The organism is Psychrobacter immobilis (assembly GCF_904846065.1).
Lineage (GTDB): Bacteria > Pseudomonadota > Gammaproteobacteria > Pseudomonadales > Moraxellaceae > Psychrobacter > Psychrobacter immobilis_H.
Window position 1 is genome coordinate 2,474,628 of record NZ_CAJGZV010000001.1, and the last position, 16,937, is coordinate 2,491,564.

13 protein-coding genes are annotated in these 16,937 nt (G+C 43.5%); 7 read left to right on the top strand and 6 right to left on the bottom strand.

Features of this window, described 5'->3' with window-relative positions; translation table 11 throughout:
* Window positions 1-55: 55 nt before the first annotated feature.
* The gene (locus JMW64_RS10240) at window positions 56-493 is read left to right on the top strand and encodes a hypothetical protein (RefSeq protein WP_201540207.1); all 438 of its coding nucleotides are present in this window, start codon (window positions 56-58) and stop codon (window positions 491-493) included.
* Between the two features lie 94 nt (window positions 494-587).
* Here JMW64_RS10240 and JMW64_RS10245 read toward each other — a convergent pair whose 3' ends face one another.
* Window positions 588-1,961 (bottom strand): Na+/H+ antiporter family protein, encoded by a 1,374-nt coding sequence (locus JMW64_RS10245; protein ID WP_201554561.1) that lies wholly within the window; start codon window positions 1,959-1,961, stop codon window positions 588-590.
* Between the two features lie 600 nt (window positions 1,962-2,561).
* Here JMW64_RS10245 and lon point away from each other — a divergent pair.
* The 3 genes from lon (at window position 2,562) to JMW64_RS10260 (ending at window position 7,047) form a co-directional block, all read left to right on the top strand.
* Window positions 2,562-4,994, top strand: a complete 2,433-nt coding sequence (lon, locus tag JMW64_RS10250) for an endopeptidase La (RefSeq protein ID WP_109589636.1) — start codon at window positions 2,562-2,564, stop codon at window positions 4,992-4,994.
* A 144-nt stretch (window positions 4,995-5,138) separates the two neighbouring features.
* Window positions 5,139-6,290, top strand: a complete 1,152-nt coding sequence (locus JMW64_RS10255) for an META domain-containing protein (RefSeq protein ID WP_201554563.1) — start codon at window positions 5,139-5,141, stop codon at window positions 6,288-6,290.
* A 199-nt stretch (window positions 6,291-6,489) separates the two neighbouring features.
* Window positions 6,490-7,047, top strand: coding sequence for a superoxide dismutase family protein (locus JMW64_RS10260; protein ID WP_045444459.1), 558 nt, complete (start codon window positions 6,490-6,492; stop codon window positions 7,045-7,047).
* Between the two features lie 117 nt (window positions 7,048-7,164).
* Here the strand turns inward: JMW64_RS10260 and topA are convergent, their stop codons facing one another.
* Both topA and JMW64_RS10270 read right to left on the bottom strand, forming a co-directional pair.
* On the bottom strand, window positions 7,165-9,831 hold the full coding sequence (topA, locus tag JMW64_RS10265; protein WP_201554565.1) for a type I DNA topoisomerase: 2,667 nt from the start codon (window positions 9,829-9,831) through the stop codon (window positions 7,165-7,167).
* Window positions 9,832-10,119: 288 nt separating this feature from the next.
* A complete protein-coding gene (locus JMW64_RS10270) occupies window positions 10,120-10,716 on the bottom strand; it encodes a hypothetical protein (protein ID WP_201502710.1) in 597 nt (198 codons plus the stop codon).
* A 500-nt stretch (window positions 10,717-11,216) separates the two neighbouring features.
* Between JMW64_RS10270 and JMW64_RS10275 the strand changes: the two genes are divergently transcribed.
* Window positions 11,217-11,690, top strand: coding sequence for a DUF2799 domain-containing protein (locus JMW64_RS10275; protein ID WP_201554567.1), 474 nt, complete (start codon window positions 11,217-11,219; stop codon window positions 11,688-11,690).
* A 157-nt stretch (window positions 11,691-11,847) separates the two neighbouring features.
* On the opposite strand, the gene JMW64_RS10280 is transcribed toward JMW64_RS10275, so the two are convergent.
* The 3 genes from JMW64_RS10280 to JMW64_RS10290 all read right to left on the bottom strand — a co-directional run bounded on the left by JMW64_RS10280 (window position 11,848) and on the right by JMW64_RS10290 (window position 14,074).
* Window positions 11,848-12,249, bottom strand: coding sequence for an ExbD/TolR family protein (locus tag JMW64_RS10280; protein ID WP_045444454.1), 402 nt, complete (start codon window positions 12,247-12,249; stop codon window positions 11,848-11,850).
* Window positions 12,250-12,331: 82 nt separating this feature from the next.
* Window positions 12,332-13,021: a MotA/TolQ/ExbB proton channel family protein gene (locus tag JMW64_RS10285; RefSeq protein WP_201554568.1), complete on the bottom strand. Its 690-nt coding sequence runs from the start codon at window positions 13,019-13,021 to the stop codon at window positions 12,332-12,334.
* Between the two features lie 78 nt (window positions 13,022-13,099).
* Window positions 13,100-14,074, bottom strand: coding sequence for an energy transducer TonB (locus tag JMW64_RS10290; RefSeq protein WP_201502713.1), 975 nt, complete (start codon window positions 14,072-14,074; stop codon window positions 13,100-13,102).
* Between the two features lie 513 nt (window positions 14,075-14,587).
* Between JMW64_RS10290 and JMW64_RS10295 the strand changes: the two genes are divergently transcribed.
* Window positions 14,588-15,637, top strand: a complete 1,050-nt coding sequence (locus JMW64_RS10295) for a siderophore ABC transporter substrate-binding protein (RefSeq protein ID WP_201554569.1) — start codon at window positions 14,588-14,590, stop codon at window positions 15,635-15,637.
* 117 nt (window positions 15,638-15,754) lie between these two features.
* A complete protein-coding gene (locus JMW64_RS10300) occupies window positions 15,755-16,855 on the top strand; it encodes an ABC transporter permease (RefSeq protein ID WP_265089808.1) in 1,101 nt (366 codons plus the stop codon).
* Window positions 16,856-16,937: the final 82 nt, after the last annotated feature.

Sequence of the window (16,937 nt, forward strand, 5' to 3'; positions counted from 1 at the left end):
TTATGAAATACAATTACTGTAAATAATTATCATTACAACACTGGTTCAATCTACCATGAATAAAGCAAAAAAAGAGTTCATGTCACCCGCTTCATTACAAGTCTGCTTTTACTTTTGGGTAATTATGTTGTTTCTCACACCAGCTGCTTATATTTATGATTACAATGATTTTGATATTGCCGAGCTGAGAAGTTTTTCTTTTGCGTTAGTTGCATTTTATACCTTTGCATTGACAACTTATATTGAAATAAAACGAATAAGGCAGCCTAATAATATATTTTTTCACCGCTTTATTGCCATAATTTCTCCTATAGTCTTATTAATTTTGCTAGTTTTATTTGGTTTATCAATCATAGACTACAGTAATGGCAATCTAAAACTAGAGCGGATTTATGATCCTGTGATTGAGTTATTTTTTCTATACCTTCTATCTAAAGGGATAAGAGACTTTAAACAAGGCTCACACAATGAAGAGATAACATTGGTTTCTTAAGATTTTTCCTAATTAAATAATTTTTTGAAAACCAAAAAGACGCTTAGAAAAGCGTCTTTTTTTCATTATCTTATAACTTAGGTGTTTTACAACCTTACAACACCATCGCTGCAATCCAACCAAATACCAATAATGGAATGTTGTAATGCAAGAATGTCGGCACCACACTGTCCTTGATATGGTCATGCTGACCGTCGATATTTAGACCAGAAGTGGGTCCAAGAGTCGAATCTGATGCTGGAGAACCTGCATCGCCCAACGCGCCAGCCGTACCAATAATCGCCACGGTTGCCAATGGCGAAAACCCTAACGAGATACATAGCGGCACATAAATCGCGGCCAAAATAGGAATGGTCGAGAATGACGAACCAATACCCATCGTCACAATTAAACCAATTAACAGCATAATAAATGCCGCTATCGCTTTATTACCTGCGAATAATGACGCGGCACCATCAACTAATGGCTGAATCTGCTCAGTTGCTTTCATCACTTCGGCAAAGCCTTGCGCGGTAATCATAATAAAGCCAATCATCGCCATCAGCTTTATACCGTCATTAAAGACTGTATCGGCTTCACTCCATTTAACGACGCCCGTCGCCATAAAGACGCCAAAGCCAAACATTGAGCCAAGCAAAAGTGAGTCGGTATACATCTGCACCACAAATGCCGTCACAATCGCGGCAAGCGCCACCAACGTTTTCATCTTGCTTTGTGTTTGCGCACCAGCCGCGGTTTTGCTTAACGCGTCACCCTCTAACACCTCATCATGCGCAGCTTTATCAATTGCTAGCTGCTGATACTGGCGCGGTTTACGGTAGCTGATAAATACGGCGACGAGCAAGCCTACAAACATACCCAAAGCCGGAATTGCCATGGCTTTGGTAACTGAGATGTTACTGATATCAATGCCTGCTTCACCGACGTTTTTCAGCATGATTTGATTGAGATAAATATCGCCAAAGCCATACGGAATAAACATGTAAGTAGTCACAAGACCAAAAGTCAGTAGACAAGCAATTAAACGTCTATCGATGTGCATGCGATTGAAAGCGAGTAATAATGGCGGTACTAGCAATGGAATAAAGGCAATATGAATAGGAATTAAGTTTTGGCTAAAGCAGCTCATAGTGATTAAACCTGCAAACAGCATGTATTTAATCATGCCACCTGCTTTTATACTTGGGCCGCCCGCATCAATGCGTTTGATCACCGCCCCTGCCAATGACTGTGGCAATCCTGAATGCGCAATCGCCACTGCAAAAGCACCAAGTAGCGCATATGACAGCGCAATTTGTGCGCCATTTCGGATACCTTCTTGAAAGGCATTCAAAGTATCGGTCATTCCCAAACCAGCGATGAGTCCGCCTGCCAGCGCACCGATTAATAAGCTGAGTACCACGTGTACACGCGCCAAAGACAGCCCTAGCATGATGACGACTGCCAGCAGTACCGCATTGATGGTCATATATTGCCTCTTATTCTGTCTGCTATAGCCTGATTAAGACCTATTAATATCTCATGGGCGATGGATATCACCCTCGCCTCTAAACCGCTTGACGCTAAAACCACCGTTTAAGACGCGCGTCAGTTTACCTTATTTTGCACACAAATCCTACGCACAGAACCCAATAGGTGTTAGCTACGACTTCTTACCCATGCTCTGTATACATTGAATTTCAGCTAATATTTAAAATTATGAATAACAATATGACTCGCAGTCTTTAGATAGATATAACTATTTTGCGCAGATAAGCGTGTGACTTTGCCTACAAGCCTTGCAATTTTATCGGTGAGCACCATTTATCTAAACATGAACCACGAACTTGACTTTACAAGTCTGGTGAACGAGGAAGAATATATGAGTGAACATAAAATTGCCCAAGACAATATCGACATCGATGTCGACGTTTCATCTACTATTGCTGATGATCAGGAGCGAGACAACGCGCCTGACGATACGACAGGTGATACAGCTATAACAGCTGATCGCGTTGAAGATAGTGATGATAAAGATAGTGACGACAAGGACAACACTATTGAAAACGATGACGCAAAAGACGATAGTATAAAAGGTGACGGTACAGAAAACTATTTACCACTACTGGCATTGCGCGACGTCGTCGTTTATCCGCACATGCAGATTGCCTTGTTCGTCGGTCGTGAGCCATCGGTAAAGGCCGTTGAATTGGCACAGGCTGAGTATGGTAATAAAGTCTTGGTCGTGGCACAAAAAGACTCGCTGACTGAAGACATCGATCAAGATAACTTGTATCAATACGGTACGGTGTGTCGCATCGTCAGTACCATGCCGCATGACAGTGATGAGAATTGCATCAAAGTATTGATCGAAGGTCAATATCGTGCCCGTGTCGATAATATAGAAAATCACGACACATTATTGATGGCAAGCTTTGAGCGTGCTGACCTTGATGTCAGTATGGATGAGAGCCAGCAGAAAAACACGATTCAAGCATTAACCACATTGTTTGAAAGCTATGCCGATGCGCGTCTGCGTAATGCTCGCGAACTGACTCGTGTGGCAAAACGTATCGATGACTTGCTTGAGCTGGTTTATTTCATCTCGACCCGTGTGTCGATGGATTTAGATATTAAGCAATCATTCTTAGAAAATGATGACCTTAAAACCCATATCAATACTTTAACCGAATATTTGGTTAAGCAGAGTGCTGAACAAAATATCGAGCAAGATATCCAAGAAGCCGTCCGTCAGCAAATGGAAGACAATCAGCGCGAATACTTCTTAAACGAGAAGATGAAAGCCATTAAAAATGAGCTGTCAGATATGAATGATGGTGCGTTCGATGGCGAAGATGATGTGGCTGAGCTAGAGCAGCGTCTAGAAGATGCCGACTTGCCAGAAGATGTGCGCAAAAAAGCGGATCAAGAGCTGAAAAAGCTCAAAATGATGCCACCTGCCTCGAGTGAATCGTCAGTGGTGCGCAACTATATTGAATGGATTTTGGACACACCGTGGAATGCCACAACCAAGGTTTCCATCAATTTAGAAAAAGCAAAAACGGTATTGGACGAAGATCATTACGGCTTGCAAGATGTGAAAGATCGCATCTTAGAATACCTCGCCGTACAATCACGTGTGAAAAAACTCCGCGGTCCGATTCTTTGTTTAGTCGGTCCTCCAGGTGTTGGTAAAACCTCGTTGGGTGAGTCGATTGCCCGTGCGACTGGTCGTAAATTTGTACGTATGGCGCTTGGCGGCGTGCGTGATGAAGCGGAAATCCGTGGTCATCGCCGTACTTATATCGGCGCGATGCCGGGTAAAATTGTTCAATCGCTGGCCAAAGTTGAAGTTAAAAACCCGCTGTTTTTGTTAGATGAAATCGATAAAATGGCGCAAGACTTCCGCGGTGATCCAGCCTCAGCATTGCTTGAAGTGTTAGATCCCTCACAGAACGATACTTTTAACGACCATTATTTAGATATGGATTTAGATTTATCGCAAGTGATGTTTATCTGTACTGCCAACAGCATGGATATCCCGCCTGCCCTGCTTGACCGGATGGAAGTCATTCGTCTACCGGGTTATACCGAAGAAGAAAAGGTCAACATCGCGCAGAAATACTTGGTGCCAAAAGCCATTAAGAATAACGGTCTCAAAGAAGGCGAAATTGAGATTGTTGAAGCGGCATTACATAGCATCGTGCGTAGCTATACGCGTGAAGCTGGTGTGCGTAACCTTGAGCGTGAAGTCAATAAAATCTGCCGTAAAGTCGTTCGCGGTTCGGTTGAAACCCATGGCGCACGTGCTCCGAAGAAAGCAGAACGTCAGCTAATTGTGGTCGATGACAAAAACATCGATGACTATCTAGGCGTCCATCAGTACGACTACGGTCTAGCAGAAGAGGAGCCTGAGATTGGTCGTATTACGGGTCTTGCTTGGACACAAGTTGGTGGTGAGTTATTAACTATCGAAGCCGTCGCGATGAAAGGTAAAGGCGAGCTCAGCTTTACGGGTTCACTCGGCGATGTGATGAAAGAGTCGATTCGCGCTGCCATGAGCGTGGTACGTGCTCGCGGTGATAGCTTAGGTATCGATTATGAGACCTTTAAAACCACGGATGTCCACGTGCATATGCCAGAAGGTGCGACCCCGAAAGACGGTCCCTCTGCTGGTGGTGCGCTAACGACAGCGCTGGTCTCTGCCTTAACGGGCATTGCCATTCGCCCAGATATCGCCATGACAGGTGAGATAACCTTACGTGGTAAAATCCTGCGTATCGGCGGTCTCAAAGAGAAGTTACTAGCTGCTCATCGAGGCGGTATCAAGCATGTGTTGATTCCAGCGACTAATGAGCGTGACTTGGCCGATATCCCTGATAACGTTAAAGCGGGCCTGACCATTCAGCCAGTGGCAACGATTGATGAGATATTAAAAGTTGCCTTGGTCAGTATGCCAGTTCCGCTTAAGCCTGCGAAAGTAACGGTCGATAAAACTGCAGGGAAAGCACTGCATAACTAATCTGATTAGTTACTAATCCAGTCTTATAAATCAAAAAGCCGCTCATCATAACGATGGGCGGCTTTTTTTGGCAAAAATAAAAAAACAATCTGGTTAAAACTCTGTGCTATATTTTAAACAAATGTTTATTTGGTAATAGCTATAATGTTAAACCACCTGATTTTAAACCGCTTAACTCTATCCTTATTGCTTGTTGTTTTGTTTCCAGCAGTATTAGCAGGCTGTCAGTCCAATATTGCAAAAGATAACTCTATACCTACTAACTCAATGGTGACTGGCTCTAGCACTTCTACCCTAGTATCATATCAGCCCATCATAAAAACTGAAAAGCTGGAAGAAAAAATTGTAGTGGTAGCTAACGAAACAGCCACTGAAGCAAATACCCTTCAATGGGCAAGTAATTATGAGTGGAAGTTAATACAAGTAAAAGATCAGCAAAGTAACTTTATTAATATAAGTAATGATACACCGATTACTTTAGCAGTAGCGCCCAGTTCGTTAAGCTTGTTTCAAGGCTGCCAACATTTTGCTATCAAATTCGTCTGGATGTCCGCACCGCCTTTTGAGTACGGTAGCGAGCTCAGAGAAAGACCCTCGACCTGCAAAACTGCTCCTGAAAACAAAGTAAGTAATACAAATATCAAAAAGTTATTTCCTAACGATAATAATATTATTAAGTTAGATATTGAGCTATTATCAGTCGCAAAAAGCAAACTCGTTAATACTCAAATGACATCGAAAAACTTGGTCGTTAAAATCGAAAATGGCAATACGTTAACATTTGATGGTACGCCTAGGACATTTAAAGAACCGACTGGACTCCCTATTGATAAGGCATTATTAGAGCACTATGACTGGCGGCTGGTTAGCGCCGTTCGTAATACTGTTAATGACAAAGGGCAGGTAATATCTCGAGAGTCTATTGGTCATTTTTATCATCCAGAGTTTCCAGTGTCGCTAAAACTTAGAGGGTATGACGATAGTCAATACGCATTTTTTAGTTCTAGCTGCAATGGTATCGGTGGTCCTTATATTTTGATGAAAGATTATACATTGCTAGTTGGCTCGGGACCACAAACGCTCATGGGCTGCGGTGTTACTGGTAATAGAATTGAGGGCGAGCTTGCTAAGCTTATTAGTAATAGCCAGAGCACTCTTAGTTTGAGTTTGCAACCTTCACAATCAATATCGCCAACAGCAGACGATCAGACTGATATGCCTCGCTATAATTTATTGCAAACAATGGAAACTGGCGAAACTTTAGTATGGCAAAACGAAGTAAAGAAAATACCGTAAACAATTTTCAAACCCATACGATACTTACATTTATTAACCGATTGTTGCGCATTTGATGAATAACTATATCTAATCCTTAGCTATACTGATGACGACATTAACGAATGTTTATAGAAATCAAAAGATACTTACCTATAAACATTCAAGAGTTAGCTTTTTATCAAAAATAACTAAATATTAAATATAAATGGAGATAATAATGAATAAGACGATGCTTGCAAGTGCCCTATTATGTGGTTCAGCGTTAGTAATGACGGGTTGCCAAACCGTCGAAGGTCAAATGCAAACTGGCAATCCACTTAGCCAACCTGCCTTAAAATCTACTATTAATGCAGTCGCTGGTAATAAAAATGAAGTGGGTCAAGTATTCTTACGTCCAGTTGATGGCGGCGTACAAGTCTACGGTAAGCTGATGAATTTGCAGCCGGGCAAGACAGTATCATTACACATTCACGAAACAGGTAGCTGTGCTGATATGGGTAAAGCGGCAGGTGGTCACTTTAATCCTGACAATAAGCCTCACTCTAATCCTGATGATATGAATGGTCATGCTGGAGACTTGCCTAACCTCACTGCCAATGCAGATGGCGTGGCTACTATTAACTATGTGAATAAAAAAATCTCTGTCGCTGATGCTGGTAAATATAGCGTTAATCGTCTAGCCTTTATTGTACATAGCGGTGCTGACGACTATACTAGCCAACCAGCTGGTAATGCAGGCGACCGCGTTGCTTGCGGTATCATCGAAAAGAACTAATAGCATCTGAACTTAGCTGTTATTGATATCACAAATATGAATAGCACAAAAAAACCTCTTAGATTCTAAGAGGTCTTTTTATTGTTTAAAGCGATTGATGGTAAAAGTAAGACAGACTTACTCCTCTACCCATTTGCCATTACGCCAATACACACCCCAACGTGTGGCCTTACCGTTTTTCTCAGAGCCAATATATTGCTCCTTCTTCTTACGTGACCAGCGTAGAATAGTTGGATTACCATCTGGATCTTCATCTGGACCTTCAAAAAGATACTGGAATTTATCTTCCATTTTATCTTTGATTTCGCGTAGCTCAGCCAGCTTTGGTGCGCGTGTCTCGCGTACTTTCGGGAATTTAGACGCCGCCAAGAACATCCCAGCTGCCCCTTCACGCAAGATAAAGTAATCATCGTGCTTGGTTGATTTCAGCTCTGGCAGATGAATAGGATCCATGCGCGGCGGTGCGGCTTCGCCTGTTTTTAGCACTTTACGCGTATTATCACATTGCTGACAAGCGAAGTAAGGACCAAAACGTCCCGTCTTTAGCTCCATTTGTCCATCGCACTTATTACAGTCAATGGTTGGAGAATCAGAGCCAGGCACTTCGAACTTGCCTTCTTCTAAGACATAACCATCACAATCAGGATTGTTACCACACACATGCAGTTTCAGACCGCCATCGACGATATAACCATTCATTGCCGTGCTACATTTCGGGCAACGCTTTTTCTCCATCAAATCGCGAACTTCTGCCGCTTCATCATCGCCTTCTGCCTCATCAAGATTGGCAAAAGCTTCGACGGGCATTAAATTCTTAGTGCCTTTACAGCGCTCTTTTGGCGGTAAATTATAGCCAGTACAACCTAAGAATACACCCGTTGAGCCAGTACGTAATTGCATTGGACGATCGCAAAGATCGCAATGCACGTCTGGTACGTCAGTTGGATCATTTGGACGCATACCGTCTTTTTCTTTGGCGCGATCAAGCGTTGTTTTGAAGTCGCCATAGAAATTATCGAGGACATCTTTCCAATCTGTATCACCTTCTGCGACATGGTCAAGCTTGTCTTCTAGCGCGGCGGTAAAGGTATAATCCATCAAATCTGGGAAGCTTGCGGTTAGTCTGTCGGTGACGATATCACCCATTTTTTCAGCAAACAGGCGCTTATTTTCAAGCTTCACATAGCCGCGATCTTGAATGGTCGAGATGATAGACGCATAAGTTGATGGACGACCGATGCCTTTTTTCTCAAGCTCTTTCACCAAACTTGCCTCGGTATAGCGCGGTGGCGGCTTGGTAAAATGCTGACTCGGATCGAGCTTATCTAGTATTAATTTATCGCCTTTTTTCACGTCCGGTAATAAGGTATCGTCAGTTTTTGCTGGTGGCATAATCTTGGTGTAACCATCAAATACTAACGTACGACCACGTGCTTTTAACTCGACATCATTGGCAGCGACGAATAGATTCACTGACAAGTATTTTGCTGGCAGCATCTGACAAGCGACAAACTGACGCCAAATCAGCTCGTACAAGCGGATGGCATCACGCTCAACCCCTTTAAGCTGCGTTGACTTCATATTGACGTTAGAAGGACGAATCGCCTCATGCGCCTCTTGTGCGCCTTGTTTGTTGCCGTAGAAATTTGGCTTTTCTGGTACGTATTTTGCGCCATAGCTGTCTTCGATATAGCCACGTACCGCAGCAAGTGCATCACCAGATAAGAAAGTCGAATCGGTACGCATATAAGTAATATGACCCGCTTCGTATAAGCGCTGTGCCAAAATCATGGTCTTTTTAACTGAAAAACCCAAGCGCGTGCTGGCTGCTTGCTGCAATGTCGAGGTGATAAATGGCGCACTCGGACGCGATTGCGTTGGCTTCTCTTCACGCTCTTTGACGATAAAGTCACTTGAGTTAAGAGTTTCTAAAACTTTATCTGTCTGCTCTTTATTAACGAGCTTAAGCGTTTTGCTGCCTTGCTTGGTCGCCTCTAAGCGAATCGCAATTTGCTCAGCGTCCTTTTTGCTACTGGCAACGTGAGTATCGGCATGAATTTGCCAATACTCTTCTGGTATAAAGGCGCGAATTTCATGTTCTCTTTCTACGACCAGACGCATAGCAACGGACTGGACGCGACCTGCAGAGAGACCGCGAGCAACCTTTTGCCACAGCAGCGGCGATACCATAAAGCCAACGACACGGTCTAAAAAGCGCCGTGCTTGCTGAGCATTGACACGGTCGATATCAAGTTTGGACGGCTGCTTAAAGGCATTTTGAATAGCAGACTTGGTAATCTCGTTAAAAACCACACGCTCATACTTACTGTCAGCGCCGCCGATGACTTCTTTAAGATGCCACGCAATCGCTTCCCCTTCTCTATCCATATCCGTTGCTAGATAGATTTTGTCAGCGTCTTTAGCTAAGGCTTTAAGCTCTTTAATGACCTTAGTTTTATTTGGTAATACTTCATAAACTGCTGCCCAGTCATGTTCTGGATCGACGCCCATGCGCCGTACCAAGGCTTGCTGGGTTTTTTCTTCTTTGCTTAGACTGTCATCTTTTTTAGTCGTTGTTGGTTTTTTTGCACTTTTGCTTGCGCCAACCGGCAGATCACGGACATGACCAATACTGGAGCGCACGATAAAGTCATCGCCAAGGTATTTATTGATTGTTTTTGCCTTGGCAGGTGATTCTACAATCACCAAAGACTTGCCCTTTGGACTGCCTTTGGGATTACCAGCAGCGGGCGCTGGACTTTTTTTGGTTGCGGTTTTTGCCATATGTGACGACACCATTATTATATGAGTAAATTAAAAGTAAGAATAAATACAGCAGCATGGCAATTTATAATTGTGAGTTATAGTAGCGCGGTGAATCATTATAGTAATAGCTGCTTAAAAAAAACGTTTATAAAACAAACAATAACCATAAGATAAAGAGTCAGTTATAAAGACGTTACACTGCTAAGCATTACACTGTCAACTGTAAATGACTGAGAGTTTGCCAAAAGTGCTTGCATATTGCTTATAAATGGAGATTAAAAAATTATTTTCTACCTTGTAGCCGTTTTATAGGCGCTTTTGCATCTCTGACGCCCATTGTTCAAGCTGTTTTTTGAGCACCAACAAATCTGCTTCAATCAATTTTTGCTGATAAGCGGGATTGGATGAAGGACGCACATAAGCGATATCTTCCCAATAAATCACGATACTATTGGCCTTAGTCAGCAAACCTTTAACAAACGGCTCAATACTGATTGGCAAGTCTAGCGGCGCTTTATCCAAGCTAAAATTGGTCTTCTTGATAATCGTATTATTAGTGCTGTTATTAGCACGAATCGCACTTGGAATCGTGAGCTTAACATCATCTTTGCTTGTATCGACAAAACTACTATCTGGTCTCCATTGCCCATCAATCACTTGATAGCGCGTGTGCGGCAGCTGCACATTATCTAACACTAAACAGTATTGACCTAACATTCCACGCCCATATTCGTTGTCTTTACCTTTGATCCAATCAGGGCAGCTCACCAGCTTTGGATTCAATTGTAAGCGACGCGCGGTCATGCGCAGCTTATCCAAACGCTGATCGATACCGTTAGGTTTGAGCGCCATCATACTCCCTAATACAAATAGTACAATGATAACGCCAATGAATGTTCCCATGATGGTCCGGCCTTTTGGATAAATGAAAATGTACTAAAAAATAAAACCGCTACTATCTATACAACGGGCTACAACAAAGACAGTGATTGCCCAGCTAACTATAAAAAAGCCATCATTGATTGTTTGAGCAGTCACTTTTTAACCAGTCATTTTCTAACCAGTAGCGTTCTAATGAGCGGCTGTTTCACGAATGATTATCTAAATACTGGCTACTATATAGAAGCTTATAATGAGCACGAACCGTTAAAAATCAAGCATGATGAATTGATAACCACCAATCACTCACGTTTTCGAATCTCGATGGCTTGGCTATATGTGCTAATAGATCAAACACTTAACTCGAATAAAAAACAGCATAATAACGAGATACAAAAATTTGTCATCATCAAAAAGTGCTATGATAAACCATAATTTTAAACGCGCGCAGGTTTATTATGAATTATCTTCTTAAGCGAAACTCATCGACCGCTTCACTAGCGAGCAAATGTGTCCATAAACTCATGAGTAAAACTGGGCTTACCCTCTCGCTAGTAGGCGCTGCATTATTTACCCTATCAGGCTGTGCAACGACGCAAAATCTTACCCCGCAGCAATGTCAGGAAAGCAACTGGCAAGAAGTCGGCTATGCTGATGGCTTACAAGGGCGTTCAGGTGCTTATTTCGGTCATTATGCTGATAGCTGCGCAAAGGTAGGTGGTCCCCTGCCCAACCGCATACAATGGGAGCAAGGGCGACAGCAAGGTCTCAAAAGCTACTGCACCGAGCTCAATGCTTATAAACTTGGTCGCGAAGGCTACGACTGGCAGCCCGTTTGTCCGCTCGAAGGCATCGAAAAGCTAGAAGAAGCTTACGCGCAAGGACGTTACTACTATATCCGTCAACGTGATCTCGATTACCTACGTTCGCCTTATCCGTTTGGCTACGGGCCTGGGCGCTTCGGTTACGGCTATCATCCCTTTGGCTATGGCTGGTAAAAAGAAAACCCCAATGAGTACTTAATTTGAGGTTTAAGTACTCATTGAGGCTGGAGAAAAGTTTATTATTTTTGTTTTATTATTATATTAGCTACCTTTTTGATGGTTGGCTATCTAGCAAACATCATATGATAATCACGTCTTTTATAGACTCGCCTTATTCATTGACAAAGGCTATCTTCGTAAGTCCTGCTTGACTGGCAGCGGCTAGCACTTGAGCGACCGTGTCATATTTACTGTCTTTGTCAGCACGCAATTGTACAGAAGGGTCTTTACCTCCAGCACTTTGCTGTTGTAACCGTGCCTCTAACTCCTCCATGCTAATCGCATCGCTGTCCCAAAATATCCCTGCGTCTTTATCGATGCTAATTTGAATAGCCTCTGGTGGCGCCTCATTTAACGCAGCACTGGTCTTCGGCAGCTCTAGTGGCACTGTCGGATTCAGTACGGTCGCCGTCAATAGAAATATAATCATCAATACCAGCATGATGTCGATAAGCGGAATGAGGTTCATCTCACTCATACTTTGACTGTCATCATCACCCAATTGAAATGCCATAATCACTCTCAATACATTTGGTTATTCGCAATATAGCTCGCTTGACTATCGCCTAACGAACTGCCCGATCAATGGATAGTCGTTAAGGCTGCGACGCGGCTGAATTATGATAATGAGTCACTTGCTGAGCATCTGCTGTGTTTGAGTGCATACCCTTTGCTAATGGATCTTGGGTAACAGTCGATTTGCTGTCCGTTAACGGCTGCTGGGTAACGACCATTTCGGCAGAACGTGCCAATAAGTCATGCGCTCTATCGTTGGCGTGATACATCACACGGCGATTGATACGCACTGCAAGGTTATAAAATACCACGGCTGGAATCGCCACGGCGATCCCCAAACCTGTCATGATAAGTGCCTCACCGACTGGCCCTGCTACTTGTCCCAAGCCTGCTTGCCCACTCATGCCAATGTTATGTAGCGCATGAAAAATACCCCATACCGTCCCAAACAAACCAATAAATGGCGCAATTGCTGCCGTCGTCCCAAGAATAGGTAAGCCGCGCTCACTGGCAAAACGGTAACGACCAATATGCTTGAGCAAGATCTGCTCAGTAACCAAACGGCGAGTAGTGGCATCTGCTGCTATCATCTCAGCCTGTTTTACTTGAATCTGCTGACTCAAATCATCTGCAACATTGGCGGCCAATTTGCGGCTTTGTAGCACACGAATGGTGCCAGTAACCCAAGAAAGAATAGATAAAGCAAGCAACAAAAAGAACAAAGTTTTTGTCACCATGTCGCTGATTTGCCAGTATTGCATAAAGTCCATGTCAGACTCCTTTGTATTTTATTACCATTGTTCGATTATTTGCGATTGCGCCGATGCTTGGTACTAATAACCATTTATTTATGGCACATTATAAGTAACAGGTAATGTGACATTACCGACGACTGGCACGCCATTTTTAGTAAAAGGTCTGAATTTTCCAGAGCTTACTTGACGCTGCGCCTCTTTATCTACTATTGAATTGCCTGAAGATTGAGCAACGCGGGCACTATCAATACCGCCCTGCTTATTCACTCTTAATATCAATACCACTTTGAATGTATCACCCGAAGATGCTCTACGAGCGGCTCGAGTAGGAAAGCTAAAGTTTGGCGCTGATGCCCAGTCTGCAGCACTAGCAGTAAAGCTCACAGGTTCATTACTTGCAGCGGCTGCGGCTTTTTGCGCGGCATCTTTAGCCGCTTTGTCTTCTGCTGCTTTTCTGGCATTCGCTTCGGCTTGAGCCTCTCGGGCAGCCTTGGCATCGGCTATTTTCTTAGCGTCTTGCACTGCTCTATCATGGGCTTCTTGAGCGGCCTTTTGTGATTCTGCTGCTAGCATTTTACGTCGTTCTTCAGCTTCACGTTGACTATCAGCCATTGAGGTATCCACCTTCGATTCTACTATTGGCTTTTTCGACACCTCTTTTTTAATAATATCAGGCTTCTTTTTTTCTACTTTTACGACAGGTGCTATATCAGCCTTTTTGGCTTTTACCACCGGTTTTTCTGGTGCATTTTGCTTAGCCTTCACTACTGGAGCTACTTTAGGTTTTGACGGTGCTTGTTTTTTAGGTTCAGGTTTTGACTCTGTTTTAGGCGCTGCTTTTTTGGGCTTTACTTCCTGAACTTTTTCTACTTCAGGGACGGCTGTTTTGACAGGTAACGTCACCATCTCTATCTCGATAGGTGGTGTGTCTTTTTTTGGTTCAACTTTTATCTCAGGCGTCTTGATCGCCACCAATGCGACTGCCGTCAGCACGTGCAAGCCCACCACTATAATAATAGCTGCGAGTATCAATTTAAGTGGTGGCGCGTCTAAATCCGTTGAACTCATAACACCCTAATATTCATTAACCGAGGTAGAATGGCGTAGATAATAATGCAAACGATAATTATTATCAATAATAAATTTATAATAATTTTACTTATTAGGCAAATAATCGGCCTATCTTTTAGCGTTATTAATAAGCAAAACCTACTTAATCATTCGACCATCCTTTCTCAAATATCGCTATACAGAGTTATTTTGCCAAGGCCGCCACAAATCATAAATAAAGTGACGTAATAAAAACCATTATCATTTGTATTGATAATGAGTCTCAATTAATTTATCATAGCCCCTAATCGACTGCGAATCTTTAAGATTACAAAATCTCAAGATATTAAGGCATGTTGAACGTCTCAATAGCTAAGCGTAAAAACAACCCATAAAAAATCATAACGTCAAAAGTAATACCGTCGAGCATTGTATGGTGTGAAGCATCACATCGATGAAGTCCTTTTTACTTTTATATGACCGATTATTTGATACATCCTTTGTCCAACCAGCTGATATACCGAGTTATTTATGTCTATTACTTTATTGCCTAACCGCTCTACTCCTTTTTTCAAACGCCCTTTACTGACTGCCATGGTGACCGCTCTGGTTGCTACGATCAGTGTGACAGGTTGTAGCTCACCTGAATCTAACGACTCCGAGCCCGCTGACGCTAAGACTGAAAATCAAACAGCAGATCATGCCTCGAATGTCGCTAATAACGATGCGGTCTCTGTTGAAAAAATCACGGTCGACACGGTAAAAGGTAATGTCGACTTGGCAATGAATCCATCGCCGTTGGTGGTCTATGATATGACGTTGATGCAGGATTTGGCCGCGCTTGATGTTGCTGTCGATGGTATGCCAAGCGGTCTAAAATTAGACAATTTACAGTCTAAGACACAGCCTGAACCAAAAACAGTCGGCACCGTATTTGAGCCAGATCTTGAGGCGTTGAACGCGATGCAGCCGCAAGCTATCTTGGTCGGCTCACGCATGGCAGAAAAATATGATGCGCTGTCTAGTATTGCGCCAACGCTCGACATGACGATTGATACCGCAAATATCTATGAATCGAGCAAGCAGCGTTTGCATGATTTGGGTGCATTGTTCGGTAAGAGTGCTCAGGCAGCGAAACTGCAAGGCAATATCGACGGGCTCATTGATGAGACTAAAACATTAACCAAAGATAAAGGTAAAGGCTTAGTGGTCATGGTCAATGGCAATAAGCTATCTGCCTACGGCGACAAATCCCGCTACGGTTTTATCCATACCGTGCTAGATATTCCGATGGCAGATGACCAAATCGCCGATGCACGCCACGGTCAGCCAATCTCGTTTGAATACATACAAAAAACCAATCCAGACTGGTTATTCGTCGTCGATCGCAGTGCCGCCATTGGTGAAGATGGTGCTGGTGCCAAAGCCGTATTGGACAATCCACTGGTCGCGCAAACCAACGCATGGAGTAACAATCAAGTGGTTTACCTTAGCCCAGACTCATACCTTGCCTTTGGCGGTTATTATCAATGGATGCAGGATTTGACGACCATTAAAGAGGCTTTTGCTAACGCTAAATAAATAATGCGTTAAATAAGCAATATGCTACACAAGCAACATGTTAAATAAGCGTCATTCGTTTTTAGGCAACTGTCATCACTGTCAGTTGCCAACCCTCACTTTAAGCCAGTAGCTGATATGCCATTATTTTCCTCTCGTGCGCAGACCAGCGTTAAAGCCCGCCCTACTTTACCAGCCGCATCAACGAGTTGGCAAAAAAGCGCAAGCCGTGGTCTAAGCTCTAAAAATCGCCGTGCTTCTATACCACCGTGGGTCATCAACACGGGCAGCCTCATTATTATGGGGCTTTTGGTGTTATTAAGCTTATCAATTGGTGTGGCTGATTTTTCGTGGTCAGGTATATTTCACAGCCTTATCAACCATAGCGCCAACTCCGACAGCTCACTGCTACTGGTCAGTCGCCTACCGCGTACCATCGCTATTATCTTGACCGGTGTTTCCATGGCAGTTGCTGGAATAATTATTCAGGTGGTGCTCAAGAACCGCTTCGTTGAGCCATCGATGGTCGGTGCAACTCAAAGCGCCGCACTGGGATTACTGGTGGTTAGTCTGCTATTTCCAGCCAGTGCGCTCATTGTCAAAATGGGTGTGGCTACCATCGCCGCGGTATTTGGCATGATGCTGTTTATGCTACTGATCTACCGCATTCCGCCGACGGATTTTTTGATGATCCCGCTAATTGGTATCGTCTTCGGTGGCATTATCGAGGCAGTGACGACCTTTATCGCCTATCAAACTGAATCGTTACAGATGCTCAGCGTTTGGCAATTTGGTGATTTCTCTGGCGTCTTAGCAGGTCGTTACGAGCTGCTATGGCTGACAGGCGGATTGTGCGTGCTGGCGTATATCATTGCTGACAAGCTGACCATCGTCGGCTTGGGTGACAATATCGCGCTCAATTTAGGCATCAGCAAACGACAAGTGACGTGGATTGGCGTTGGCATGGTGGCGATGATGAGTGCGGTTGTCGTTGTAACTGTTGGAATGATTCCTTTTATTGGTTTGGTCGTGCCTAATATCGTCAGCCGATTGATGGGAGATAAATTGCGCCGTAGCTTACCAGCGGTGGCACTATTGGGCGCTTCGGCAGTGCTATTGTGCGATATTATTGGACGCTCGATACGCTATCCATTTGAAGTGCCTGTTGCGACGGTTTTTGGGGTCGTTGGTACGGTACTGTTTTTATGGCTGTTATTACGTGCGCCTGCTGAACAATAAAATAACTCGCCATAAAGTTCTTTATTCATAACAACTGATCAAACCTCTTTGCCTCTTCTCTCTATTTTATCGTTGTTTTGTC

Bases quoted from the DNA above. Each gene is read 5' to 3' on its own strand.
- JMW64_RS10240 (WP_201540207.1), top strand. From the start codon at position 56: ATGAATAAAGCAAAAAAAGAGTTCATGTCACCCGCTTCATTACAAGTC.
- JMW64_RS10245 (WP_201554561.1), bottom strand. From the start codon at position 1,961: ATGACCATCAATGCGGTACTGCTGGCAGTCGTCATCATGCTAGGGCTG.
- JMW64_RS10255 (WP_201554563.1), top strand. From the start codon at position 5,139: ATGTTAAACCACCTGATTTTAAACCGCTTAACTCTATCCTTATTGCTT.
- JMW64_RS10260 (WP_045444459.1), top strand. From the start codon at position 6,490: ATGAATAAGACGATGCTTGCAAGTGCCCTATTATGTGGTTCAGCGTTA.
- topA (WP_201554565.1), bottom strand. From the start codon at position 9,831: ATGGCAAAAACCGCAACCAAAAAAAGTCCAGCGCCCGCTGCTGGTAAT.
- JMW64_RS10270 (WP_201502710.1), bottom strand. From the start codon at position 10,716: ATGGGAACATTCATTGGCGTTATCATTGTACTATTTGTATTAGGGAGT.
- JMW64_RS10275 (WP_201554567.1), top strand. From the start codon at position 11,217: ATGAGTAAAACTGGGCTTACCCTCTCGCTAGTAGGCGCTGCATTATTT.
- JMW64_RS10280 (WP_045444454.1), bottom strand. From the start codon at position 12,249: ATGGCATTTCAATTGGGTGATGATGACAGTCAAAGTATGAGTGAGATG.
- JMW64_RS10285 (WP_201554568.1), bottom strand. From the start codon at position 13,021: ATGGACTTTATGCAATACTGGCAAATCAGCGACATGGTGACAAAAACT.
- JMW64_RS10290 (WP_201502713.1), bottom strand. From the start codon at position 14,074: ATGAGTTCAACGGATTTAGACGCGCCACCACTTAAATTGATACTCGCA.
- JMW64_RS10295 (WP_201554569.1), top strand. From the start codon at position 14,588: ATGTCTATTACTTTATTGCCTAACCGCTCTACTCCTTTTTTCAAACGC.
- JMW64_RS10300 (WP_265089808.1), top strand. From the start codon at position 15,755: ATGCCATTATTTTCCTCTCGTGCGCAGACCAGCGTTAAAGCCCGCCCT.